The following is a 21,887-nucleotide window of genomic DNA, read 5'->3' on the forward strand; positions in this document are numbered from 1 at the left end:
CCCAAATATGGCGCCGTCCGGCACGACTTCACGTCAGTGTGAAGCTGTCTTCTCATGCGTATCACGCGCAAGCCGCGAAGGAACATGAAAGTTTGGTCATGTTCTTTGCGTGGTCACCAGTATAAACGATGGAGCCGGCGTGGCGGATGTGTGGCGAGACGCGGTTTTTTCGCCTTTATTCGCAAGATAGAGGCTAAAAAGCCGCGTGATTGACTCCTGTGCGCCCTGACACTATAAGCCGCGCACGTTCGGATACAGGCGCCCGGCGGCGCTCACCCGTGCGACGAACCAAAACGCTGTTGCAATTTGCACATCCAAGAAGGGCCGCACACCGCGGTATTAAATAAATGTCGAAGCGTACTTTCCAACCTTCCAAGCTTGTTCGCAAGCGCCGCCACGGTTTCCGTGCGCGTATGGCCACCAAGGGCGGCCGTCAGGTCCTCAACGCACGCCGCGCTCGCGGTCGCGCGAAGCTCTCGGCCTAAGGCCGGATGAGCCCGACGAGACTGACGGGCCCATGACGTCCACGGACTCCAAGACATCTGTTGGCCGGCTCAAGAGCCGGCCTCAGTTTCTCGCCGTCAGGCACGGCGAAGCGCGCAAGGGTCGCACCTTCCTTCTGGAGGTTCTCGACCGCAAGGATGACGCGCCGCCCCGCGTGGGCTTCACAGTCACCAAGAAACACGGCAATGCAGTGGAACGTAACCGCATGCGGCGCAGGCTGAAAGAAGCCGTGCGACTGAATGCGGCGTTTGCAATGCAGCCGGGACACGACTATGTCATTGTCGCCCGGCGCGAGGTACTCGATGTACCTTTCGATCAATTGTCCCGGCAATTGATCCTGCGCATCGAAAACCGCCAGACGAATAACTCCCGGTCGAACAAGACCGCTCCCAGGAAAGAGTGATGCAGAACAACCGCAACTATTTCATCGCGATTGCCTTATCGGTGGTGATCGTCCTCGCCTGGCAGTTCTTCTATATGAACCCGCGTATCGAGGCCCAGCGTCAGGCTCAGGAGGTGCAGATCGCCCAGCAGCAGGCGCAGGCCGAGCAGCAGGCGACGAGCCCTGCAGCCACGGTTGACGGTAGCTTGCCAGCGGGTGCGGCCGCCAATCCGGAAGCAAGCCGCGATGCCGCCGTCGCCCGGACGGCCCGCGTCGAGATCGACACCCAGGATCTCGTCGGCTCCATCAATCTCACCGGTGCCCGCTTCGACGATCTGAAGCTGCGACAGTACCGCGAGACCGTCGATCCGACGAGCCCGATCGTTACCCTGTTCAATCCTGCCGAAACACGGGACGGCTATTTTGCCGAACTCGGCTTTATCGCCGGCGAAAATGCCGGTTCCGTTCCGGGCCCCAACACCGTCTGGACGGCACCCGAAGGCGCAAAGCTGACCGAGGCGACACCTCTTACGCTGACCTTCACCAACGAAGCCGGCCTCACCTTTACCCGCACGATCGCCGTCGACGAACATTACATGTTCACCATCGAAGACCAGATCGTGAACAATGGCGCTGCGTCCGCAAGCCTTGCGCCCTATGGCCGCGTGACCCGCTACAACAAGCCGTCCACGCCTTCGATCTTCGTTCTGCATGAAGGTTTCCTCGGCGTCGTCGGCACCGAGGGCAGCCTCGCGGAATACGACTATACGGATGTAGAGGAAGACGCCGTTGCCAATGCCAAGGCCACCGGTGGCTGGCTCGGCATCACGGACAAGTACTGGGCCACGTCGCTCATTCCGCAGCAGACCCTGCCTTACGAATCGCGCTTCTCCTACTTCACCGACGGTCAGGCCCGCTTCCAGGCCGATTACAAGAACGATGCTGTCAGCATTCCGGCCGGCCAGAGCACCTCGGTCAAGACCCTCTTGTTTGCCGGTGCCAAGCAGGTTCCGGTCATCGATAGCTACCAGGAAAGCCTTGGTATTCCGAAGTTTGATCTGATGATCGACTGGGGCTGGTTCTACTTCATCACCAAGCCAATGTTCCACCTGATGGACTACTTCTTCCATCTCGTCGGTAATTTCGGCGTGGCCATCCTGCTCACCACCATCGTCGTCAAGCTGTTGTTCTTCCCGCTCGCCAACAAGCAGTACGCCTCCATGGCCAACATGAAGCGTGTGCAGCCGAAGCTCGAAGAACTGAAGACCAAGTATGCCGACGACCGCATGGGCCTGCAGCAGGCGATGATGGCGCTCTACAAGGAAGAGAAGATCAATCCGGTTGCCGGCTGCTGGCCGGTACTCCTGCAGATCCCGGTCTTCTTCGCGCTCTACAAGGTCATCTACGTCACCATCGAAATGCGCCACGCGCCGTTCTTCGGCTGGATCCAGGATCTCTCCGCTCCCGATCCGACGAGCTTGTTCAACCTGTTCGGTCTGCTGCCCTTCACGCCGCCGCTCTTCCTGATGATCGGCGTCTGGCCGCTCATCATGGGCGTCACCATGTGGGTCCAGATGCGCATGAACCCGACGCCGCCGGATCCGACGCAGGCGATGCTGTTCAACTGGATGCCCGTTGTCTTCACCTTCATGCTCGGCACGTTCCCCGCCGGCCTGGTGATCTACTGGGCATGGAACAACACGCTGTCGATCCTGCAGCAGGCCTTGATCATGAAGCGTCACGGCGTGGAGATCGAGCTGTTCAAGAACATCGCCAACATGTTCCGGCGGAAACCGGCCCAGACCAAGTGACGATCAAAAGCCCCGGCCATGCCGGGGCTTTTTCTATGGTGATCGAGATTTAATCCCATGTCCGACTCCTCCGCCACACAACGCTCCTGGCTCGGCATTGCTCTCGTTGCCGGCTCGGCGGTCGCGTGGAGCTATGGCGGAGCGATCCAGCGTTTCATCGGCGTGGAGGATGGCTGGACGATCGTGTTCTGGCGCTGCCTGTTCGCTGGCCTTTTTCTCCTTGCCTTCATGCTGATCCGTGATCGGATCGATGGCACGATACGCCTGTTCCGCGCCATGGGCTGGCCGGGCTTCTGCATCGCCGTCGGCTTTGCCCTTGTCTCGACCTTCTTCGTGCTTGCCGTCACCATGACACCGGTGGCCAATGTCGTGCTGTTCATGGCATCCATCCCGCTGTTTGCAGCCCTTCTCGCGCGCGTCGTGCTGGGGGAACCGATCACGCCGGTCACCTGGGGCGCCATCGCAGCCGTCATCCTCGGTGTGGGCATCATGGTCTCGGCCTCGATCGGTGACGGCGGCTCGATCCTCGGGCTGACGCTGGCCGCCGCCATTCCGGCGATCTTCGCCTGCATGACCGTGCTGACCCGCCGCTATCCCGGCATCCGCATGACGCCGGCTGCCTGTGGCGGATCCTTCATCGCATCCGCGATTGCCGGCACCCAAGCCGGTGCCTTTGCCGTTGGCTTCCAGGATCTCACTTTGCTCTTCTGCTTCGGCGCCCTCAATCTCGGGCTCGGCATGGCACTTTACGTCACCGGTGCCCGGATGATCCCCTCGGCACTCGCGGCGTTGCTCGGTACCGCCGAGATGATCCTTGCGCCGATCTGGATGGTGATCCTGCACGACGAGATCCCGTCGGGGCGCACGATCATCGGCGGCGCGCTCGTCATGGCCGCCCTCTTCACCTATCTCATAAGCCACGCGCGGCAGGCGTTGCGGCCCGTTCCGACCTCTGCTGCTTGACTTTCCGGGCCAAAACCCGGATCTGTCCCGCTTACGAAAGGCCAGCCCATGACCGAGACACACGACAAACCCGACCAGCCGCTTTTCGGCCGCCCCTGGATCTTCATCCGCGGCGTGCCGTCGATGGAATTCCTGCCGCCGGAAGGCCCGCTAGAAGTGGCCTTTGCCGGGCGCTCGAATGTCGGCAAGTCGTCGCTGATCAATGCGCTCGTCGGCCAGAAGGGGCTGGCGCGCACGTCGAACACGCCCGGTCGCACGCAGGAGCTCAACTACTTCGTGCCCGACGGCTACTCCGGCGGCGCCGGGGACCTGCCGCCGATGGCGCTCGTCGACATGCCCGGCTACGGCTATGCCCAGGCGCCGAAGGAACACGTCGATGCCTGGACGAAGCTGGTATTTGATTATCTTCGGGGTCGCGCGACGCTGAAGCGCGTCTATGTGCTGATCGACAGCCGCCATGGTCTGAAGAAGAACGACGAGGAAGTGCTTGGCCTGCTCGACAAGGCGGCGGTCTCCTACCAGATCGTGCTCACCAAGACCGACAAGATCAAGGCTCCTGCCGTGCCGAAGCTGATCGCGGAAACGCAGGAAAAGATCAAGAAGCGTCCTGCCGCCTTCCCGGGCGTTCTCTCGACATCATCTGAAAAAGGTGATGGCCTCGACCAATTGCGCGGGGCAATCAGCGAGGCCATCGGTCGGAGCCTTTGACGCTCAGGCTCCGATCAGGTCGGCCCTATCAGGCGGAGACCGGGCCGAACCGTCGTTCCTTACATCTTCGGCAGGATCACCGTGTCGACGACATGGATGACGCCGTTCGACTGCTTGACGTCAGCGATGGTGACGGTCGAGACGCCGCCATTCTCGTCGGTCAGCGTCACCTTGCCGTCTGCTGCCTTGCCCTTCAGCACGCAGCCGCCGACGGTTGCGACATCGGCTTCACCGCCATTGTCGGAGATCATCTTGACGAGGGCTTCGGACATCACGTCAGCTGCCACCACGTGGCAGGTCAGAACCTTGGTGAGCTGTTCCTTGTTCTCCGGCTTCAGCAGCGTGTCGACAGTGCCGGCCGGCAGTTTGGCGAAGGCATCATTGGTCGGTGCGAAGACGGTGAACGGACCGGCGCCCGACAGGGTTTCAACGAGACCGGCTGCCTGGACGGCGGCAACGAGCGTCGTGTGATCCTTCGAATTGACGGCGTTTTCGACGATGTTCTTGGTCTCGAGCATTTCACCACCGCCGACCATCGGATTGGCGGCATAGGCTGCGGCAGCGCCTGCCAGGATGGCTGCGGAGAATGCGAGCGGGCGAAGAGCGGTCTTGAACATTACGGTTTCCTCTTATCCTTGGTGTTCACGATCGTGTCCCTGCGGTTCGGGCGGGACATCGGGGGCGTTCCTCAGCGGGAACACCACCAAGGACGGCGCGTTGTTCAAAGAAGTTTCAGGCGGCCCGACAAAATCGGCTGCCTGAAAACAATCCATTGAATTCATGAGGGAATTTCTTCTTCAGGGACGAACTTCGCCGAGCGCCACGACAGGCCCGGTGGCTTGTCCAGTTGGCGATCCACCGAAAGGCTCGAGGCTGACGGCCAGCACGACACCCTCCGTCAGGCGCGTGCGCAGCGCCTCGGGAACATCGAGTTCGCCTTGCCCGGTCTGCGGCAGCACGCCGAGCGATATCGGCGGCTGTTCACCCTCGACGAGCCAGAGTTCGAGCGACTTCTCATCTGAACCACCGCTTGCGACGGGCGTGACAGCAAGGCGGCCCGAGTTCCCGTCGTAGCGTGCATGCAGGGCAATCGCCTGGTTCTCGCCAGCAAGTTCGGCGGTCAGAGCGGCCTGCGGCTTTGGACGCATGCGTTCTGCATAATCGAGCCCGAACACCAGACCGAGTGCCGCAATGGAAGCAAAGCTCAGGCCGCGCCAGAGCACCAGCGAATTCCACAGGCTGCCCTTTACCGCCGCGACCGCGGCAGGAGACGCAAACAGCCGATCCTCGATCTTCGAAAACAGCTGATCCGGCGGTGACGCCTCGGCGTAATCGTCGTTGAACTGGGTGAGGTTCTCTTCCCAGCGCTTGACCATGGCGGCGAACTGCCGGTCGTGACGCAGGCGCGCGTCCACCTTCTGACGCTCAGTTCCGCTCAGGACACCGAGGACATATTCGCCCGCAAGAACTTCGTCCCGCGACCGGTCTCCCTTGCTTTGGTCAGGCGTGCTCATCCATGCACTCTCTCAGTTTCAAAAGGCTGCGCCGCAGCCAAGTACGCATCGTGTTCAAGGGAACGGCGAAATGGTCGGCCAGTTCCTGATAGGACAGTCCTTCCACATAGGCCTGGCGAACGGCGAGCGCCCGATCAGGATCCAATGCCTCCAGGCATGTGTCAATGCGGCCACCCTCGGATCGGAGCATCGCATGCTGCTCCGGATCCGGCGCGAGATCCGCCAGATCGATCGCCGCCTCTATGTCTTCCCCCTGCGGTCGACGCGCCCGAAGACGATCAATGCAGTGGTAGCGGACGATGGCGCAGAGCCATGGATAGGCATTGTCGCCGTCGCCCGTATAGCTGCCGGCCTTGTGCCAGATCTTGACGAACACGTCCTGGAGCGCCTCTTCGGCCTCTCCCCTGTCTTTGAGCATACGGATGCAGATAGCGAAAAGTTTCGCCGAAATACGACCATAGAGCAAGGAGAAGGCGCTCCGGTCCCGCAGGGCTACCCGGGCCAGCAATCCGCCGATGTCGTCGCGTTCCATAGAGCCCCCTCACCCAGTGGCCTTGATATAGCACGACATCTTCGGTGGACAATGCGACGAGAAGAAGAAGCATGTCACGTGCCGCTTATATTGTGGCTCGATTATTCCCTACAGGCGACACATGCGCTAAAAGGCCGCCATCCAATGCGAGGTTTCCCATGACATCGACCGAAAGCGAAATGCAGGCCCGCCTTCTCGTCCAGGCCCTGCCCTTCATGCAGCGCTACGAGAACAAGACGATCGTCGTCAAATATGGCGGCCATGCCATGGGCAATCCCGAGCTCGGCAAGGCCTTTGCCGCCGATATCGCACTTCTGAAGCAGTCGGGCGTCAACCCGATCGTCGTGCATGGCGGCGGCCCGCAGATCGGCGCGATGCTTGCCCGTATGGGCATCGAATCACGCTTCGAGAACGGCCTTCGCGTCACCGACCAGAAGACCGTCGAGATCGTCGAAATGGTGCTGGCCGGCTCGATCAACAAGGAAATCGTCGCCCTCATCAACCAGACGGGAGAATGGGCGATCGGGCTCTGCGGCAAGGACGGCAACATGGTCTTTGCCGAGAAGGCACAGAAGAAGGTGCGTGATCCCGACAGCAATATCGAGCGCGTGCTCGATCTCGGCTTCGTCGGTGATGTCGTCGAAGTCGACCGCACCCTGCTCGATCTTCTGGCCCGCTCCGAGATGATCCCGGTCATCGCGCCTGTTGCTCCCGGCCGCGACGGCGCGACCTACAACATCAACGCCGATACCTTTGCCGGTGCGATTGCCGGTGCCCTCAATGCCTCGCGCCTGCTCTTCCTCACCGACGTTCCCGGCGTGCTCGACAAGGACGGCAAGCTGATCAAGGAACTCTCGGTCGCCGAAGCCCATGCGCTGATCAAGGACGGCACGATCTCGGGCGGCATGATCCCGAAGGTCGAGACCTGCATCGAGGCCATCCAGGCCGGCGTGCAGGGCGTCGTCATCCTCAACGGCAAGACCGCCCATTCCGTATTGCTCGAGCTCTTCACCGAGACGGGTGCAGGCACGCTGCTCGTTCCCTGACCCGGATCTCAACGCTGCCGGTCACTCGATCGGCAGCGGACGCTCCAGCTTCTCGCTTCCCGGCGTCACTGTGCGCATCGAGGCAACCGCGATCAGCACGATCGTATAGGCGACGAAGTTGTAGATCAGGCCGAGGCTCAGGCCTTCGGCATAAACCTGCTGTCCAGACATCCCCGCGGCAGCATTCCTCGCCAGATCCGAGAAGAAGATCTCGCTGACGATCGCGATCCCCAATGCGCTTCCCACCTGCTGGATCGCCTGAAGCGCCCCCGATCCGCCACCGGCATCCTGCGGCGGCACCCCGGCCAGCACGAGTTGGAACATCGGCGCAATCGCAATGCCCATGCCAAGGCCGCTGAGCAGGAACCAGGGCAGGAGCGCCATGCGGTCAATGCTGTCCCCTACAGTCTGGATCTCGCTCCGCAACAGCCCCATGCCGATCACCACCATGACGACACCGACGACCACACGGATGCGCGGCGCAATACTGCCAAGGCGGCCTGAAATTAACGAAGCGATGAAGATGCCAACGGAGAAGGGCACGGTGGTCATGCCCGACTGCAGCGGGGTGAGACCATAACCCTGCTGCAGGAACATCGCAAAAATCAGAAAGAAGCCGGGCAGCGTCGAGAAGAAGGTCGCAGTCATCAGCGAGCCGATGACATAGTTGCGGTTTTTCATCAGCGCCACGGGTAAAAGTTCCGGTGCCTTGATGCGGTGCTGGCGACGCTCCCAGAAGCCGAAAGCCACGCCAAAGGGAATGGCCATCGCGACCATCACGAAGCACCAAAGGGGCCAGCCGAAACCGCGTCCCTCGATCAGCGGGAAGATGATGCAAAAGATCGTCAGGGCAGCCAGAATGATGCCGACGAAATCGTTCTTCAGGCCGGGCTTGGGCGGAAGTGCCGGGATCAGACGCCAGCCGAGCAGGATGGTCATGATCCCGACTGGAATGTTGATGAGAAAAATCGGCCGCCAGCCAAGCCCGAGTACATCGAGACTGATCAGCCACCCGCCGAGGATGGGCCCGGACACCGAAGCGAGGCCGGCGCTGAGGCCGAACAAGGAGAAGGCCGCAGCCCGCTCTTTCGGCGGGAACATCATCTGGGCAATCGCCAACACCTGAGGCGTCATCACCGCAGCCCCCGCGCCCTGCAGCAAGCGTGCGACGACCAGCCAGCCGATGTCAGGCGCCAGGCCGCACAGCAGCGAGGCGATAGTGAAGGCCGCCACACCGACGAGAAAAACCTGCTTCTTGCCCCAGACATCGCCGAGACGGCCAAACGGCAAAAGCCCGAGCGCGAAGACGAGCACATAGCCGGCCACCACCCATTCGATCTGGCTCGAGGTCGCGCCAAGCTCCGACTGAAGGCTCGGCAGCGCGACATTGACGATGGTGACATCAAGCAGGTTCATGAAGTTCGCCAGCATCATGACCGCCAGAGCCGTCCAGCGCTTGGGGTATGGATGCGACGCGTCGGCGCTGATCGTTGGTGACGCGGGTATCTTGGTGTGCACTTTTGTCTCCCCGGCCTCGGCGCGCTTGTGCCGTACGGTGTATCGCGCAGCGGGATGGGTCGCAACGGGGTAAGGGTGTCCGTCATGGTGAGGCGGGCGTGGCGGCGTTCCTCTCCCCCTTGCGGGAGAGGATGGAAAATCGAAGGCTTAGGCGAGCGCAAGCCGCCTAAACTTCAGATTTTCCCGGTGAGGGGGGCCGTTCCGTCGGCAACACCCTGACCGAGCCCCCCTCTTGCGAAATCTGAGGTTTAGCCCTGATCGGGCCAGGCCCTCGATTTTGTAACCTCTCCCACAAGGGGGGGGGGAGAGGGGTATCGCCCCTCACACCAGCACCAGCAACAAAACCCCGAACACAATCAGCACGCATCCCGCAATCTCCAGCCTGTTGATCCTCTCCTTGAAGAACAGCACCGACGACGCAAAGGTGAACAGCATCTCGACCTGGGCGAGCGCCTTGACCACCGCCACCTGCTGCAGCGTCATAGCCGTGAACCAGCCGAAGGAGGCCGTGGCGCCAACGAAACCGACGAGGGCGCTGACCTTCCAGGCAGCGCGGACGCGGGTCAGCTCTGTCCGATCACGCCAAGCCATCCAAAGAAACATCGACAGGGTTTGGATCGTGATGACGACGCAAAGCGTGTAGCCGGCCTGCACCATGGCATCCGGCGCGGGCAGGCTCGGGGCCAGTGACAGTGAGGCGGTGCGGTAGGCGATCGCGGAGACGCCGAAGAAGAAACCGGAGGCGAGGCCGATGAGTGCCGTACGGCTTCCAACCGAGGTGACGAGGCTCATGGGCGTGAAGGCCGTACGCGCCACGGAAATCAGCATGACACCAAGAATTGAGACGAGGATTGCGGCGGCCGTGCCCAAGCCGATCGTCTCTCCGAACAGAAGAAGCGCCAGCAAAGCCGCTTGCGCGGGTTCGGTGCGCGAATAGGCGGTACCGACGGCGAAGTTTCGGAACGAAAAGAGGTGCACGAGCAGGAAGGTGGCGGTGATCTGCGCGAGCGCCCCGATGGCCGCCCAGATCGCAAAGGTCAGCCCCGGCACCGGCAGCGGACGGTCTAGGGCAAGATGCAGGATGGCGAGATAGAGGAAGGCGAAGGGCAGGCCGAAGCCAAAGCGGACGAAGGTGGCACCTGTTGTGCCCATCCGGCCTTTAAGGTGTTTTTGCAGCGTCGAGCGCAGGTTTTGCAGGAAGGCGCTGCCAACCGTGATGAGGGCCCAAAGTTCCATGGGAGAGCGTCCAGAAGAGCCGCAGCGCAGGGATGTCGGCTTGCGGTAGGAAATCGGAAAGGGGGGAGGTCTTGCCTGAGCTTACGCCTCAGGTCCTGCGGCTCACGCCTGACGCTGGCGAATCGTACCGGCGCTGACCGGATGAAAACGCGCGGGCAGGCGCTTGCGGTCCTGCAGGACCACGACCCGCTCCATTGCAGAAATCGCCATCTTCTTTCCCATCTTTTCCAGATAGCACTTCCCGAAGCGGCGACCAATGCTAATTAGAGGCAACGCGCCTGATGTCGTCAGGCCTTTCGCACTGCCCAAGAGGACCTGATGAACACGCCAGCCAAGATCCCCTCGCCCGCCGATTTTTCCCATGTGCGCGACTGGGTCTTCGACCTCGACAACACGCTCTATCCGCATCACATCAACCTCTTCGCGCAGATCGATACGAACATGACCGCCTTCGTGTCCGAGCTTTTGCAGCTGGAGCCGGCCGAGGCGAAGCTTCTGCAGAAGCGCTACTACCACGAACACGGGACGACGCTTGCCGGGCTGATGCTGCATCACAAGGTTGATCCGAACGCCTTTCTGGAGCGGGCGCATGCGATCGACTATTCGGCGCTTCTCCCCGACGAGGTCCTGGGGTCTGCGATCAAGCAGCTGCCGGGCCGCAAATTCATCTTCACCAACGGCACGGTTGCGCATGCGGAAGCGGCGGCCCGGGCACTCGGCATCCTCGACCATTTCGACGACATCTTCGACATTGTCGCTGCCGATTACGTACCGAAGCCGGCAGGCGCGACCTACGACAAGTTTGCGAGCCTCAACCGCATCGACACGAAACATGCCGCGATGTTCGAAGACCTGCCGCGCAATCTGATGGTGCCAAAGGCACTCGGCATGAAGACGGTGCTGCTCGTGCCCCGTAATCTCGACACCGCGATCCTTGAGACCTGGGAGCGGGTCGAGCATATCGATGCCGATATCGTCGACTACCTCACTGACGATCTCACCAGCTTCCTGCAGCGGCTGCTCTCCGATGCAGCGTGAGCACAAGCTTACGAAAGTTTCATGCAGCTTACCGAGAGTTAAGTAGGGCCTGAGCCTTGCCGCCGTTACGGTTATCCCATCGAAGCAGACACTCGAAAGGATATCCCAATGAACGGCAAGACCCTGACGCTGGCCGCCGTGGCAGCCTCCCTCCTCATCGGCACGACCGCCGGCGGCGCCTTTGCGCAGGACCGCGGCGAGCGCCGTGGCGGTCCGGAAGTGATGTTCGTGCAGATGCTGCAGCAGCACGACACCAACAAGGACGGCAAGATCAGCAAGGAAGAAGCGACGGCTGCGGGCAACGCAATGTTCACCGCCATCGATGCCGACAAGGACGGCGTGCTCATCCCTGGCGAGATGCGCCAGCATCGGGAAGCGATGCGCGAAGAGCACAAGGCGGCCCGGGAAGCCATGCGGGCCGAGCGCCAGGCGGAACGCGAAGCCGCAAAGGCCGATGCGCCCACCCCACCCCAGGGTGGCGCACCGCAGGAGCAGGCCATGAACGGCGACGGTCCCGGTCGGGATGGCCGAGGCCATGACGGCAAAGGACATGAAGGCAAGCGCCATGGCTGGCACAACGAGCGCGCCGATCGCGGCGGGGATCGCGGTGGCCGAGACGGCATGCGCGGCGAGGGCCGGATGATGCGGGTGGCCGATACCGACGAGAACGGCCAGATCAGCCAGGCGGAAGCGACCGCCATGGCCGACCGGATGTTCACCCGGATGGACCGTAACAATGACGGCGTCATCAGCGCCGCAGATATGCCGAAGCGGCCGGTCATGATGCGCTGATTGCGCGATCACATCACCAAATCAACTGACGGCGGCCCCTCATGGGGCCGCTTCGTCGTTCAGATCATAGAAATCAGCGATGATCTTCCAGGCCTCTTCGGCCGTTTCGGCGAACTGGAAAAGCTCTAGATCTTCAGGGGCGATCGTGCCGAAGGCCGCGAGCGCCTCGAAGTTGATGATGTCCTCCCAGAAGGCGCGGGAGAAAAGGATCAGCGGGATCGGCGCCATACGCTTGGTCTGAATGAGCGTGATCGTCTCGAAAAATTCGTCCAGCGTGCCGAAGCCGCCTGGAAAGATGGTGATCGCCTTGGCACGCATCAGGAAATGCATCTTGCGGATGGCGAAATAGTGGAAGTTGAAGCTGAGCTCTGGCGTGACATAGGGGTTGGGCGCCTGTTCGTGCGGCAGGACGATGTTGAGGCCGATCGAGGGGGCGCCCACCTCCTGAGCCCCGCGATTGCCAGCTTCCATGACACCGGGGCCCCCGCCGGTCACGACCACATATTCCTGGTAGTCGCTGTGTTGTGCATGCTCAGAGCAGAGCTGAGCAAACTTGCGGGCTTCCTCATAATAGATCGAAGCGTCTTCCAGGTTCTTCTTCTGGATATCGTTCTTCGCCGCCCAGGCAGCTTCGCCGGGCGCGGGGATGCGCGCGCCGCCGAACATGACGACCGTCGACTTGATGTTTCGTTCGGTGAGGATCATTTCCGTCTTCAGCAATTCGAGCTGTAGACGCACCGGCCGAAGTTCCTCGCGGCAGAGGAATTCATCGTCGACATAGGCAAGCGTATAGGACGAAGACGCCGATTGCGGCGTGCGCGGAATGACTTCAGCCGTCTGCTTGTCGGTCGAGCTATCCTTCAGCGGATCCCAGGATCCGTCCTTGCGTCTGTGCTTGCCATTCTTCCACCGTGCCATGCCTCTTCCTTTCCAAAGCGCAGAGCTCCCACGGCTGTTTTCTTCCAGCCCTTTATGCGCTAGAGCTTTGCGCGAATTTTCGATCAGATCCTGATCGGTTCCATCCCCACGGTAGACAACGAAGTTTAAGGAATTCAGATGAGCGCCACCGATCTCGCCCAGCTCGAACACGTCATCGAAGCGGCATTCGACAACCGCGATACGGTTTCGACCACCACCACGGGCGAGATCCGCGACGCGGTCGAAACGGCGCTCAACCTCCTGGACAGCGGCCAGGTTCGTGTCGCAGCCCGTGGCGAAGACGGCAGCTGGACCGTGCATCAGTGGCTGAAGAAGGCCGTGCTCCTCTCCTTCCGTCTGAACGACATGGAAGTGGTGAAGGGCGGCCCAGGCACTTCGACCTGGTGGGACAAGGTGCCGTCGAAGTTCGAAGGCTGGGACGAAAGCGAATTCCGCTCGGCCGGCTTCCGCGCCGTACCGAACGCCGTTGTCCGCCGCTCGGCTTACGTGTCCAAGGGCGTCGTCCTGATGCCGTCCTTCGTCAATCTCGGCGCCTATGTCGGTGAAAACACCATGGTTGACACCTGGGCGACGGTCGGCTCCTGCGCCCAGATCGGCGCGAACGTGCATCTGTCCGGCGGCGTCGGCATCGGCGGCGTGCTTGAGCCGCTGCAGGCCGGCCCGACGATCATCGAGGACAATTGCTTCATCGGTGCCCGCTCGGAAGTCGTCGAAGGCTGCATCATCCGCGAAGGCTCGGTTCTCGGCATGGGCGTTTACATCGGCAAGTCGACCAAGATCGTCGACCGTGCCACCGGCGAAGTGATGTATGGCGAAGTGCCGCCCTATTCCGTCGTCGTTGCCGGCTCCATGCCCTCGGGCAATGCGGTCATGGCAAACGGTCTGCCGGCGCCGCATCTCTACTGCGCCGTCATCGTCAAGCGCGTCGATGAAAAGACCCGCTCGAAGACCGGCATCAACGAATTGCTGCGCGACTAAAGCGGATGTCCGGGCCGGGGCGAGAGACGACGGTCGGCTGGGCGCTCTTCCTTTGGGACGGGCGCATCGGCCGGCGCATCTTCATCCTCGGCACCCTTTTCTGGATGATGACGAACGCGGCCGTGATCGCGTTCGTCACGGGCCAATCAGACGAGCAGGTCGCACCCGGCTTCCTCTCGCTCTTCCTCGCCTCTGCTTCCCTCTCCCTCCTGTCGTTGCTGATGCTCGGCACCAAGAGGCTGCACGACATCGGCATGCCGGGCGTGGTGGCGGCGCTCCTGATCATGCCTGCGTTCTCACTGATCATCTTCTTCGCGCTCTGCGTCTGGCCCTCGGTCGAGGATGACAACCGCTATGGACCGGGTCCTGATATGCGTTCGACCTGAGGGGGGCGCGTGGTGGGTGACAGGCTCCGGCGGATCGGCTAAGTCTGCCTTATCTTCTCAAGGCACCGACGGCCGGGCTGAACCGGCACTCGGTCAATCCCGTAAAAGTTTTCATGACCGCTACCAATCCCGTCGATATCCTCCAGGCCCTTATCCGCTGCCCCTCCGTCACGCCCGCCGAAGGCGGCGCGCTTGATGTGCTGGAAGGCCTCCTTTCGCCTCTCGGCTTCAAGGTCGATCGTATGGTCGCAAGCGACGAGGGCACGCCTGATATCGAGAACCTCTATGCCCGGGCCGGATCTGATGGACCGCATCTGATGTTTGCCGGCCATAGCGATGTCGTGCCCGTTGGTGCCGAGACCGACTGGAGCGCTGGCCCGTTCTCGGGCGACGTTCGTGACGGAATGCTCTATGGCCGTGGCGCTGTTGATATGAAGGGCGGGATCGCCTGCTTCATCGCGGCTTATGCGCGGCTGGTCGAAGCCAGCACGCTGCCGAAGGGCTCGGTCTCGCTGCTGATCACCGGCGACGAGGAAGGACCTGCCGTCAACGGCACGGTGAAGTTGCTCGAATGGGCGGCGACGCGTGGCGAGCGCTGGGACGCCTGCCTGGTCGGTGAGCCGACCAATCCCGATGCACTCGGCGACATGATCAAGATCGGCCGGCGGGGCTCGGTTTCAGGCACCGTTACGGTGAAGGGCGTGCAGGGTCACGCGGCCTATCCGCATCTCGCCGACAATCCGGTGCGCGGGGCGCTGTCGCTGGCGAAAAGCCTGATGTACCCGGCCTTCGATCAGGGCACGGAAAACTTCCAACCGTCCAACCTCGAAGTGACCACCATCGATGTCGGCAATGCGGCAACGAATGTCATCCCGGCATCCGCTCGCTTCAAGTTCAACATCCGCTTCAACGATCTGTGGACCGCCGACAGCGTCAAGGCCGAGATCATTCGCCGGCTCGAAGCTGCGGCTGTGGATCCCGAGCTTCGCCCGGATCGCGCTGCGATCGGCTACGATATCGTCTGGTCGGAGCGTCCGAGCCATGTTTTCCTGACGCGCAACAACGCGCTGATCGCCTCGCTGTCGGGTGCAATCGAGACGGTAACGGGCAAGACGCCGAAGCTCTCGACCACCGGCGGCACATCGGATGCCCGGTTCATCAAGGATTATTGCCCGGTGGTCGAATTCGGCCTTGTCGGGCAGACCATGCACATGGTCGACGAAAGGGTTGCCGTTTCGGATCTGGAAACGCTCACCGTGATCTACCAGACCTTCATCGAACAGTGGTTCGCCCATGCCGACGCTTAGAGAGGTCGAGTTCTATCTCAGGGGCCTCTGGCTGCTGTTCAAGCAGGATCCGTCAGGCTTCTCCTATCTCGACCTGACCGACCGCGGCGCGATGCGCTCTTTCTGGGCCGTGCTCTGGGCGCTGCCCGCGATCATGATCTCGTTTGCCTGGTGGCGGCTGCTCTATCTCCAAGGCCTGCCGGAGGGGACGGAGACAGGCGCCCTGTTCTTCTTCCGCCTGGCGCTGGTCGAGGCCTCCAACTGGCTGTTTCCGCTGATATTGCTTGGCATTCTCTGCTGGATGGTCGGGATCGGCGAGAAATACGCATCGATGGTCGTGGCGATCAACTGGCTTGCTCTGCCGGTCTCCTATTCCTACGGCCTTCTGGTCCTGTTGATGATGTTCCTGCCCGGCCTGGCAGGCCTCGTGGCGCTGTTGTGGTTTCTGCTGATGATCACCGTCATCGCGGCGCTCTTCCGCATCATACGCATGATCGTCGGCGACCAGTTGCTGATGGTCTCAACCATCGTTCTGATCCTGCTCGTGCCCGCCATGATCATTGCCGAGGTGCTGGAACGCTATCTCGGCGTCTATCCGGGTTGAGCCTTGAGCCTCAGCCGCTGAACGGCTCGTCGCCGGGATAGTCCACAGCCATGAAGAACAGTCCTTCCGGTGGCGCGACCGGCCCGCAGGCTGCCCGATCACGGGCTTCGAGTGCAGCGCGCACATCGGCCGGTGTCATCTTGCCCTCGCCCGCGAGCTTCAACGTGCCGGCAAAGGAGCGGATCTGATTGTGCAGGAAGCTCTGGGCCGTGGCGCGGATCTCGATGAGATTGTCGGAGCGCGTGACATCCAGGCGATCCAGCGTGCGGACTGGGCTCTTCGCCTGGCAATGGGCAGAGCGGAAGGTGGTGAAGTCGTGGTGACCGACAAGCTGCTGCGCCGCCGCATGCATCGCCTCGTGATCGAGCGGCTTCGGCACCCACCAGGCACGCTTGTCCTCCAGCGCCAGACGCGCCGGGCGGGCGATGATCCGGTAGAGATAATGCCGGCGAAGCGCCGAGAAGCGGGCGTCGAACTCATCAGGTACGGCCTGCACGTCGATTACCGCGACCTGTTCCGACGCCATGGCCAGATGAGCGTTCAGCGCGTTGCGCAGCTTGTGCGGCTCCCAGGCGCGGGAAAGATCTGCATGGATGACCTGGCCCATGGCATGGACACCGGAATCGGTGCGGCCTGCGCCCCGGATCACGACAGTCTCGCTGGTCAAAGACAGGATCGCCTGTTCGAGGGCGGCCTGGATGGAGTGGCCGTTGTCCTGGCGCTGCCAGCCGACATAGGCCGAGCCATCATATTCGACGGTCATCCGGAAGCGGGGCATCAGGCGATCACCGTGCCCTTGGGGAGTGGGGTGCCACGCAGGAAGTCTTCGGCGTTCAGTGCCTTGCCGCCGGCCTTCTGGAGGCGGACGAGGCTGATTGCGCCCTTACCGCAAGCGATCGTCAGGTGCTCGTCAAGGGCCGTGCCGGCAGCCGCCAACACTTTATCCTTCTCGGCGAGATGCGAGGCGAGGAGCTTGACGCGTTCGAGCTTGCCATTGACCTCGATCTCGGTCCAGGCGCCCGGGAAGGGCGCGAGGCCGCGGATATGGTTGTGGACCTCGGTTGCCGAACGGGCGAAGTCGACGCGGGTCTCGGCCTTGTCGATCTTTGCCGCGTAGAGCACGCCCTCTTCCGCCTGAACGACCGTTTCGAGCGTCCCGGCTTCGAGCTTCGCCATCGCCGCGACCATGGCTTCGGCGCCGACGACACTCAGGGCATCGTGCAGTTCACCGGCGGTCATGTCAGGACCGATCGTCACCTTGCGGGTCAGCGCGACGGGGCCGGTGTCGAGGCCCTTGTCCATCTTCATCACCATCATCCCGGTCTCGGCATCGCCGGCCATGATGGCGCGCTGGATGGGGGCAGCCCCTCGCCAGCGCGGCAGCAGGGAGGCATGGCCGTTATAGGCGCCGAGACGCGTGCCGTTGAGGATCGCCTCCGGCAACAGCAAGCCATAGGCAACGACCACCGCGACATCGGCCTCAAGCGCGACAAAGGCATCACGGTCGGCCGGATCGCGGAAATTCAGGGGGTGGCGGACTTCGATGCCGAGGTCTTCGGCCGCCTGATGCACCGGCGACTTCTGCAGGTCCAGGCCACGGCGACCGCCCGGACGGGGCGGTTGCGAGTAAGCGGCGACGATCTCGTGGCCTGCCGCATGCAAGGCTTTCAGGGTCGCGACGGAAAAGTCCGGCGTGCCCATGAAGATGATGCGAAGTGCCATTCTGTCTGCCTTCAAGCGCGGGTTAAACTACGCCCAGAGCATTTCCGGCGAAAACGGAGCGCCGTCAATGCTCTATCATTTTGTTTATACGCAATTCCGGACGCAAAACCGCTTCGCACTTTTGCTGGATTTGCTCGATATCAGATCTTCTGACGGGCGGCCTTGGTGAACCTCTTGATCACCATCTCGCGCTTCAGGCGGGAGATGTGGTCGATGAAGAGCACGCCGTTCAAATGGTCGATTTCATGCTGAAGGCAAGTGGCGAGCAGGCCGTCGGCCTCGGTCACCGTCTCCTTGCCGTCGCGGCCGAGCGACTTCACTGTAATCGAGGCCGGACGTTCAACCTCGGCATAATAGTCCGGGATCGACAGGCAGCCTTCTTCGTAGACCGAGCGCTCGTCCGAGCTCTTGAGGATCTCCGGATTGATGTAGACGAGCGGCGCCGGCTCTTCGCCTTCCTTGGCGAGATCGATCACCAGCAAACGGCGCGGCACGCCGACCTGGATCGCTGCAAGGCCGATGCCCGGCGCTTCGTACATGGTTTCGAGCATGTCATCGATCAACTGCTCGAGCTCGGCATCGACGCGCTCGATGGGCGCGGATACCTGACGCAGCAGGGGATCGGGCAGGATGATGAGAGGCTTGATGGTCATGGCCTCCCTTAGCGCAACTTCCCCACGGAGGAAACGGAAAAAACGCTTCCGTTTCTCCGATTCTGAGCCGGATCAGGCGACCCGTCGTTCCATCATGCGACGCCCCTGCGGGGCTGCGTCGGCACGGGTGCGGATCTGAGACAACTGCTCGACGAGACCGGCGACCTCGGCCCGCAGGCGGCGCGTCTCGTCCGACGTGCGCTCGACCATGTCGCTGTTCTCGTGGGTCAGGAGATCCATGTTGCGGGTCGCCTGGTTCACTTCATTGAGGCCGATCGCCTGGTCCTTGGCCGCGGTCGCGATGTCGGAGACGAAGGTGTCGATCGCATCGATGCGCGTGATGATGTCGGTCAGGGCTTCACCGGTGCCAGTAACGAGACCGACGCCTTCCTTCACCTGGGCGGAGCTCTGGGAAATCAGCTGCTTGATTTCCTTCGCCGCATCGGCTGAGCGCTGGGCAAGCTGGCGGACTTCCTGGGCGACCACGGCAAAACCCTTGCCGGCATCGCCAGCGCGGGCTGCTTCGACGCCGGCGTTCAGCGCGAGCAGATTGGTCTGGAAGGCGATTTCATCGATCACCCCGATGATCTTGGAGATCTCAGTGGAGGACTTTTCGATCGCATCCATGGCGGAGACAGCCTTCGACACGACCGTACCTGACGTCTTCGCCTGCTGCTGCGTATCGCGCACTTCCTGCGAGGCACGCTCGGCATTGGCTGCCGTCTGACTGACGCTGACGGACAGCTGCTGCAAGGCGGTGGAGCTTTCCTGCACGCCGCTGGCCTGGCGGGTCGTGCGGCTCGCCAGTTCGCTCGAGGCGTGAGCGATCGCATCGGTTCCGCTCAGAATGCCTTCCGAGGCGCGGCGGATCGCGGCAAAGGAAACGTTCAGGCGATCGACCGTATCGTTGTAATGCCCTGCCATCTCCTTGAAGTTCTCAGGCAGGTCCGTGGTCATACGGGCTTCGAAGTCACCCTGGGCGAGCGATTCCAGGCCACGACGCAAATGCTCCATGGCGATCGCCTGATCGGCCTCAAAACGGGCACGCTCTTCCTCGAGCGCCCGGCGCCGGCTTTCCAGCTCTTCCAGGTAGACGGAAATCGAATAGTCCATGTCAAGCATGGCGGCCTTGACCACGGCGCGCATCTTGTCGGCGAGCGAGGCGGCATGCTGTTTGCCGAACGGGAAAGGCCAGTGCTTGACCAGGATGCCGGCCAGTAGTTCGCCAACCAGCATCGAATAGCCGCCGATATACCAGCGTGGCTCGAGCCCGATACGGGCATGGGCCTTGCCGACCGCCGTGACCCCGCGCACGTAGTTTTCATCGAAATTGCCGCTGGCGACCTTGTCCCAATGGCCGATCTGGGCGCTCTTTGCGCCATTCATATGGGCGCCATCGCGGAAATGCGCGGCGGTCTTCCCGGTCTTTGAAACCTTGGCGTAAAACTTGTCCAATGCCCCGCCCAGGACCTCCTTGATCGAAGGCCGAAGCTCGGCGAGCGTGCTGCGCGTCTTCTGATCGATTTCCAGGAATTCAAGACGTTCGGTGAGGTCGTTCTGAGTGTTCGAGGTCATGATGTGATGAAGACTTTCGGTTTGGCTGGTATCAGTCAGAACTGCCACGCTTTGCTGAACAGTTTCTAAACGGTCGCGCGGTTTCCGCGCGACCGTGACGGGCAAAGTCCGGACTAAGAGGCCATGCGGTAGTTGCTGCCTGGGTTCGACGTCTGCATGCGGCTTCCGCTCGTCTTGAAACCTTGCAGCGCCTGGACGAGGCGCCCGGCCTCTTCCATCAGCGTCGCGGTCTGGGCCGAGCTTTCCTCGACCATGGCGGCGTTGCGCTGGGTGATCTGATCCATCGACTGAACTGACGTGTTGACCTCGCGCAGGCCGCCGGACTGGTCGGCTGCGGCAAGCGCGATCTTGCCGACGATGTCGTTGATCTCGCCGATGCGGACGATGATCTTGCCGAGTGCATCGCCAGCATTGTTGACGAGGCCGACACCAGCTTCGACCTGTGTCGAGCTCTGCGAGATCAGGTTCTTGATCTCGCGGGCGGCGTTGGCGCAACGCTGCGCAAGCTCACGAACTTCCTGCGCGACGACCGCGAAGCCACGCCCGGCCTCACCCGCACGGGCAGCCTCCACGCCGGCGTTCAGCGCCAGAAGGTTGGTCTGGAAGGCAATCTCGTCGATGACGCCGATGATCTTGGAAATCTCGTCGGAGGATTTCTCGATGGCCCCCATGGCGGTGACAGCGCGGGAGACAACCTCTTCGGAGACGCGGGCTTCCGTCAAGGCAGCACCGACGACCGTGGCAGCCTCCTTCGCGCCATCGGCGGTCAAGGTGACATTCTGGGTCAGCTCGTGCAGCGCGGCAGTGCTTTCCTCGAGACCCGCCGCCTGCTGCTCGGTGCGCTGTGCGAGATCATCGGTGGCATCGGAAATCGCAGTCGTCGACTTGAAGATTTCGTCGGCAGAATGGCGCACGGTCGTAATCGTCGCGCGCAGGGCATCGACCGACGCATTGTAGTCCTCGGCCATCTGCGCGAAATTGGCCGGCAGATCGTTCGGCAGCCGGGCTTCAAGATCGCCGGCAGACAGCTTGCCGAGTGCGCCGCGCAGGGCTGCGAGCGCCGTTGCCTGCTCGGCTTCCGCCTTCAGCCGGGCGTCTTCCGCAGCCTGACGCTGCTCGGCCAGGATCGCCAGATAGACGGAGATGGAATAGTCCATGTCGAGCAAGGCAGCCTTAACGACGACAGAGATCTCTTCAGCGAGCTGCTCGGAATTGCGCCGACCGAAACGGCTCGGCCAACGTTCGCGAACGACCGCATGCACGAGTTGCTCGAGAACGAGCGCATAACCACCGATATACCAGCGTGGCTCGAGGCCAATGCGCGCATGGGCCTTGCCGACCTTGGTGACACCCTCGACATAGCTGTCCGTATAGTCTGCGGTGCCGACGATGCCCCAGTGTTCTTCCTGACGCTTCTTGGCACCCTTGATATGATCGTCGTTGCGAAAGAAAGCGGCGGTCTCTGGAACCTTGCGGATCTTGTCGTAGAAGATTTCGAGTGCACCGCCGATGTTCTTGCGGATCAGCGGTCCAAGTCTTCGCAGAGTTTCCCTGCCCTTGTCGTCCAATCCCAGGAAGCGAAGACGGTTCTTCAGATCTGCATTTTCGGTTTGCGACGCCATGGCCGGTACTTCACTCTTCTGGTTCACAAAAACATCAGCGATTGCTGATAAGCGACATTCAGAGAATTCTAAAATGGT

23 protein-coding genes are annotated in these 21,887 nt (G+C 61.9%); 12 read left to right on the forward strand and 11 right to left on the reverse strand.

Translation table 11 applies throughout. From position 1 onward, the window contains the following. The first annotated feature begins 347 nt into the window (after positions 1-347). From rpmH to yihA, 5 genes are read left to right on the forward strand one after another with little or no spacing between them, the layout of a single operon-like run. On the forward strand, positions 348-485 hold the full coding sequence (gene rpmH / locus SJY08_RS16285; RefSeq protein ID WP_006727993.1) for a 50S ribosomal protein L34: 138 nt from the start codon (positions 348-350) through the stop codon (positions 483-485). 32 nt (positions 486-517) lie between these two features. Further along, the gene (rnpA, locus tag SJY08_RS16290; protein WP_069042425.1) at positions 518-907 is read left to right on the forward strand and encodes a ribonuclease P protein component; all 390 of its coding nucleotides are present in this window, start codon (positions 518-520) and stop codon (positions 905-907) included. After that, entirely contained in the window at positions 907-2,697 is a 1,791-nt protein-coding gene (gene yidC / locus SJY08_RS16295; protein WP_377276911.1) for a membrane protein insertase YidC, read from the forward strand. Before rnpA ends, yidC begins: the two co-directional genes overlap by 1 nt. 57 nt (positions 2,698-2,754) lie before the next feature. Next, entirely contained in the window at positions 2,755-3,660 is a 906-nt protein-coding gene (locus SJY08_RS16300) for a DMT family transporter (RefSeq protein ID WP_377276913.1), read from the forward strand. 48 nt (positions 3,661-3,708) lie between these two features. Next, complete coding sequence (yihA, locus tag SJY08_RS16305; protein WP_054149108.1) at positions 3,709-4,368, forward strand: ribosome biogenesis GTP-binding protein YihA/YsxC; 660 nt, start codon at positions 3,709-3,711, stop codon at positions 4,366-4,368. A 59-nt stretch (positions 4,369-4,427) separates the two neighbouring features. On the opposite strand, the gene SJY08_RS16310 is transcribed toward yihA, so the two are convergent. The 3 genes from SJY08_RS16310 to SJY08_RS16320 form a co-directional block, all read right to left on the reverse strand. After that, the gene (locus SJY08_RS16310; protein WP_054149109.1) at positions 4,428-4,985 is read right to left on the reverse strand and encodes a fasciclin domain-containing protein; all 558 of its coding nucleotides are present in this window, start codon (positions 4,983-4,985) and stop codon (positions 4,428-4,430) included. A 180-nt stretch (positions 4,986-5,165) separates the two neighbouring features. Continuing rightward, entirely contained in the window at positions 5,166-5,882 is a 717-nt protein-coding gene (locus SJY08_RS16315) for an anti-sigma factor domain-containing protein (RefSeq protein WP_300889892.1), read from the reverse strand. Beyond that, positions 5,869-6,414: a sigma-70 family RNA polymerase sigma factor gene (locus SJY08_RS16320; RefSeq protein ID WP_054149111.1), complete on the reverse strand. Its 546-nt coding sequence runs from the start codon at positions 6,412-6,414 to the stop codon at positions 5,869-5,871. Before SJY08_RS16320 ends, SJY08_RS16315 begins: the two co-directional genes overlap by 14 nt. Positions 6,415-6,572: 158 nt before the next feature. Here SJY08_RS16320 and argB point away from each other — a divergent pair, with 158 nt between their 5' ends. Then, positions 6,573-7,460 (forward strand): acetylglutamate kinase, encoded by an 888-nt coding sequence (gene argB / locus SJY08_RS16325; protein WP_054149112.1) that lies wholly within the window; start codon positions 6,573-6,575, stop codon positions 7,458-7,460. Positions 7,461-7,481: 21 nt separating this feature from the next. Here the strand turns inward: argB and SJY08_RS16330 are convergent, their stop codons facing one another. Next, positions 7,482-8,978 (reverse strand): MFS transporter, encoded by a 1,497-nt coding sequence (locus SJY08_RS16330; protein ID WP_377276918.1) that lies wholly within the window; start codon positions 8,976-8,978, stop codon positions 7,482-7,484. Positions 8,979-9,299: 321 nt separating this feature from the next. Continuing rightward, positions 9,300-10,214: an EamA family transporter gene (locus tag SJY08_RS16335; protein ID WP_377276920.1), complete on the reverse strand. Its 915-nt coding sequence runs from the start codon at positions 10,212-10,214 to the stop codon at positions 9,300-9,302. A 318-nt stretch (positions 10,215-10,532) separates the two neighbouring features. On the opposite strand from SJY08_RS16335, the gene SJY08_RS16340 reads away from it, so the two are divergent. Continuing rightward, entirely contained in the window at positions 10,533-11,252 is a 720-nt protein-coding gene (locus SJY08_RS16340) for a pyrimidine 5'-nucleotidase (protein ID WP_054149115.1), read from the forward strand. Positions 11,253-11,360: 108 nt separating this feature from the next. Further along, entirely contained in the window at positions 11,361-12,044 is a 684-nt protein-coding gene (locus SJY08_RS16345) for a calcium-binding protein (protein WP_377276922.1), read from the forward strand. A gap of 39 nt (positions 12,045-12,083) precedes the next feature. Here SJY08_RS16345 and SJY08_RS16350 read toward each other — a convergent pair whose 3' ends face one another. Further along, positions 12,084-12,962 carry an LOG family protein gene (locus SJY08_RS16350; protein ID WP_377276924.1) on the reverse strand — a complete coding sequence of 293 codons (879 nt, stop codon included), beginning with the start codon at positions 12,960-12,962 and terminating at the stop codon, positions 12,084-12,086. 138 nt (positions 12,963-13,100) lie between these two features. Here SJY08_RS16350 and dapD point away from each other — a divergent pair, with 138 nt between their 5' ends. From dapD to SJY08_RS16370, 4 genes are all read left to right on the forward strand, one after another. Next, positions 13,101-13,961, forward strand: a complete 861-nt coding sequence (gene dapD, locus SJY08_RS16355; protein WP_377276926.1) for a 2,3,4,5-tetrahydropyridine-2,6-dicarboxylate N-succinyltransferase — start codon at positions 13,101-13,103, stop codon at positions 13,959-13,961. Positions 13,962-13,966: 5 nt separating this feature from the next. Next, complete coding sequence (locus SJY08_RS16360; RefSeq protein WP_054149119.1) at positions 13,967-14,347, forward strand: DUF805 domain-containing protein; 381 nt, start codon at positions 13,967-13,969, stop codon at positions 14,345-14,347. Positions 14,348-14,460: 113 nt separating this feature from the next. Next, positions 14,461-15,654 (forward strand): succinyl-diaminopimelate desuccinylase, encoded by a 1,194-nt coding sequence (gene dapE, locus SJY08_RS16365; protein ID WP_377276929.1) that lies wholly within the window; start codon positions 14,461-14,463, stop codon positions 15,652-15,654. Beyond that, positions 15,641-16,237, forward strand: coding sequence for a hypothetical protein (locus SJY08_RS16370; RefSeq protein WP_377276931.1), 597 nt, complete (start codon positions 15,641-15,643; stop codon positions 16,235-16,237). Before dapE ends, SJY08_RS16370 begins: the two co-directional genes overlap by 14 nt. A gap of 10 nt (positions 16,238-16,247) precedes the next feature. Here SJY08_RS16370 and truA read toward each other — a convergent pair whose 3' ends face one another. The 5 genes from truA to SJY08_RS16395 form a co-directional block, all read right to left on the reverse strand. Beyond that, positions 16,248-17,015, reverse strand: coding sequence for a tRNA pseudouridine(38-40) synthase TruA (gene truA / locus SJY08_RS16375; RefSeq protein WP_377276933.1), 768 nt, complete (start codon positions 17,013-17,015; stop codon positions 16,248-16,250). Then, positions 17,015-17,959 (reverse strand): methionyl-tRNA formyltransferase, encoded by a 945-nt coding sequence (gene fmt / locus SJY08_RS16380; RefSeq protein WP_377276934.1) that lies wholly within the window; start codon positions 17,957-17,959, stop codon positions 17,015-17,017. The genes truA and fmt overlap by 1 nt, the downstream gene beginning before the upstream one ends. Before the next feature lie 140 nt (positions 17,960-18,099). Continuing rightward, positions 18,100-18,612, reverse strand: a complete 513-nt coding sequence (gene def / locus SJY08_RS16385; RefSeq protein ID WP_112247513.1) for a peptide deformylase — start codon at positions 18,610-18,612, stop codon at positions 18,100-18,102. 72 nt (positions 18,613-18,684) lie between these two features. After that, entirely contained in the window at positions 18,685-20,187 is a 1,503-nt protein-coding gene (locus SJY08_RS16390) for a globin-coupled sensor protein (protein WP_300889885.1), read from the reverse strand. Positions 20,188-20,300: 113 nt separating this feature from the next. Further along, entirely contained in the window at positions 20,301-21,809 is a 1,509-nt protein-coding gene (locus tag SJY08_RS16395) for a globin-coupled sensor protein (RefSeq protein WP_069042440.1), read from the reverse strand. Between the last annotated feature and the right edge of the window lie 78 nt (positions 21,810-21,887).

The sequence above is a fragment of the Rhizobium sp. R86522 genome (assembly GCF_042466255.1).
Lineage (GTDB): Bacteria > Pseudomonadota > Alphaproteobacteria > Rhizobiales > Rhizobiaceae > Allorhizobium.

Coding starts and splice junctions, on each gene's coding strand:
- rnpA (WP_069042425.1), top strand. CDS start 518: ATGACGTCCACGGACTCCAAGACATCTGTTGGCCGGCTCAAGAGCCGG.
- SJY08_RS16345 (WP_377276922.1), top strand. CDS start 11,361: ATGAACGGCAAGACCCTGACGCTGGCCGCCGTGGCAGCCTCCCTCCTC.
- SJY08_RS16300 (WP_377276913.1), top strand. CDS start 2,755: ATGTCCGACTCCTCCGCCACACAACGCTCCTGGCTCGGCATTGCTCTC.
- SJY08_RS16310 (WP_054149109.1), bottom strand. CDS start 4,985: ATGTTCAAGACCGCTCTTCGCCCGCTCGCATTCTCCGCAGCCATCCTG.
- dapD (WP_377276926.1), top strand. CDS start 13,101: ATGAGCGCCACCGATCTCGCCCAGCTCGAACACGTCATCGAAGCGGCA.
- SJY08_RS16390 (WP_300889885.1), bottom strand. CDS start 20,187: ATGACCTCGAACACTCAGAACGACCTCACCGAACGTCTTGAATTCCTG.
- dapE (WP_377276929.1), top strand. CDS start 14,461: ATGACCGCTACCAATCCCGTCGATATCCTCCAGGCCCTTATCCGCTGC.
- def (WP_112247513.1), bottom strand. CDS start 18,612: ATGACCATCAAGCCTCTCATCATCCTGCCCGATCCCCTGCTGCGTCAG.
- yihA (WP_054149108.1), top strand. CDS start 3,709: ATGACCGAGACACACGACAAACCCGACCAGCCGCTTTTCGGCCGCCCC.
- rpmH (WP_006727993.1), top strand. CDS start 348: ATGTCGAAGCGTACTTTCCAACCTTCCAAGCTTGTTCGCAAGCGCCGC.
- SJY08_RS16395 (WP_069042440.1), bottom strand. CDS start 21,809: ATGGCGTCGCAAACCGAAAATGCAGATCTGAAGAACCGTCTTCGCTTC.
- argB (WP_054149112.1), top strand. CDS start 6,573: ATGACATCGACCGAAAGCGAAATGCAGGCCCGCCTTCTCGTCCAGGCC.
- SJY08_RS16320 (WP_054149111.1), bottom strand. CDS start 6,414: ATGGAACGCGACGACATCGGCGGATTGCTGGCCCGGGTAGCCCTGCGG.
- SJY08_RS16315 (WP_300889892.1), bottom strand. CDS start 5,882: ATGAGCACGCCTGACCAAAGCAAGGGAGACCGGTCGCGGGACGAAGTT.
- SJY08_RS16370 (WP_377276931.1), top strand. CDS start 15,641: ATGCCGACGCTTAGAGAGGTCGAGTTCTATCTCAGGGGCCTCTGGCTG.
- SJY08_RS16350 (WP_377276924.1), bottom strand. CDS start 12,962: ATGGCACGGTGGAAGAATGGCAAGCACAGACGCAAGGACGGATCCTGG.
- yidC (WP_377276911.1), top strand. CDS start 907: ATGCAGAACAACCGCAACTATTTCATCGCGATTGCCTTATCGGTGGTG.
- SJY08_RS16335 (WP_377276920.1), bottom strand. CDS start 10,214: ATGGAACTTTGGGCCCTCATCACGGTTGGCAGCGCCTTCCTGCAAAAC.
- fmt (WP_377276934.1), bottom strand. CDS start 17,959: ATGGCACTTCGCATCATCTTCATGGGCACGCCGGACTTTTCCGTCGCG.
- SJY08_RS16360 (WP_054149119.1), top strand. CDS start 13,967: ATGTCCGGGCCGGGGCGAGAGACGACGGTCGGCTGGGCGCTCTTCCTT.
- truA (WP_377276933.1), bottom strand. CDS start 17,015: ATGCCCCGCTTCCGGATGACCGTCGAATATGATGGCTCGGCCTATGTC.
- SJY08_RS16340 (WP_054149115.1), top strand. CDS start 10,533: ATGAACACGCCAGCCAAGATCCCCTCGCCCGCCGATTTTTCCCATGTG.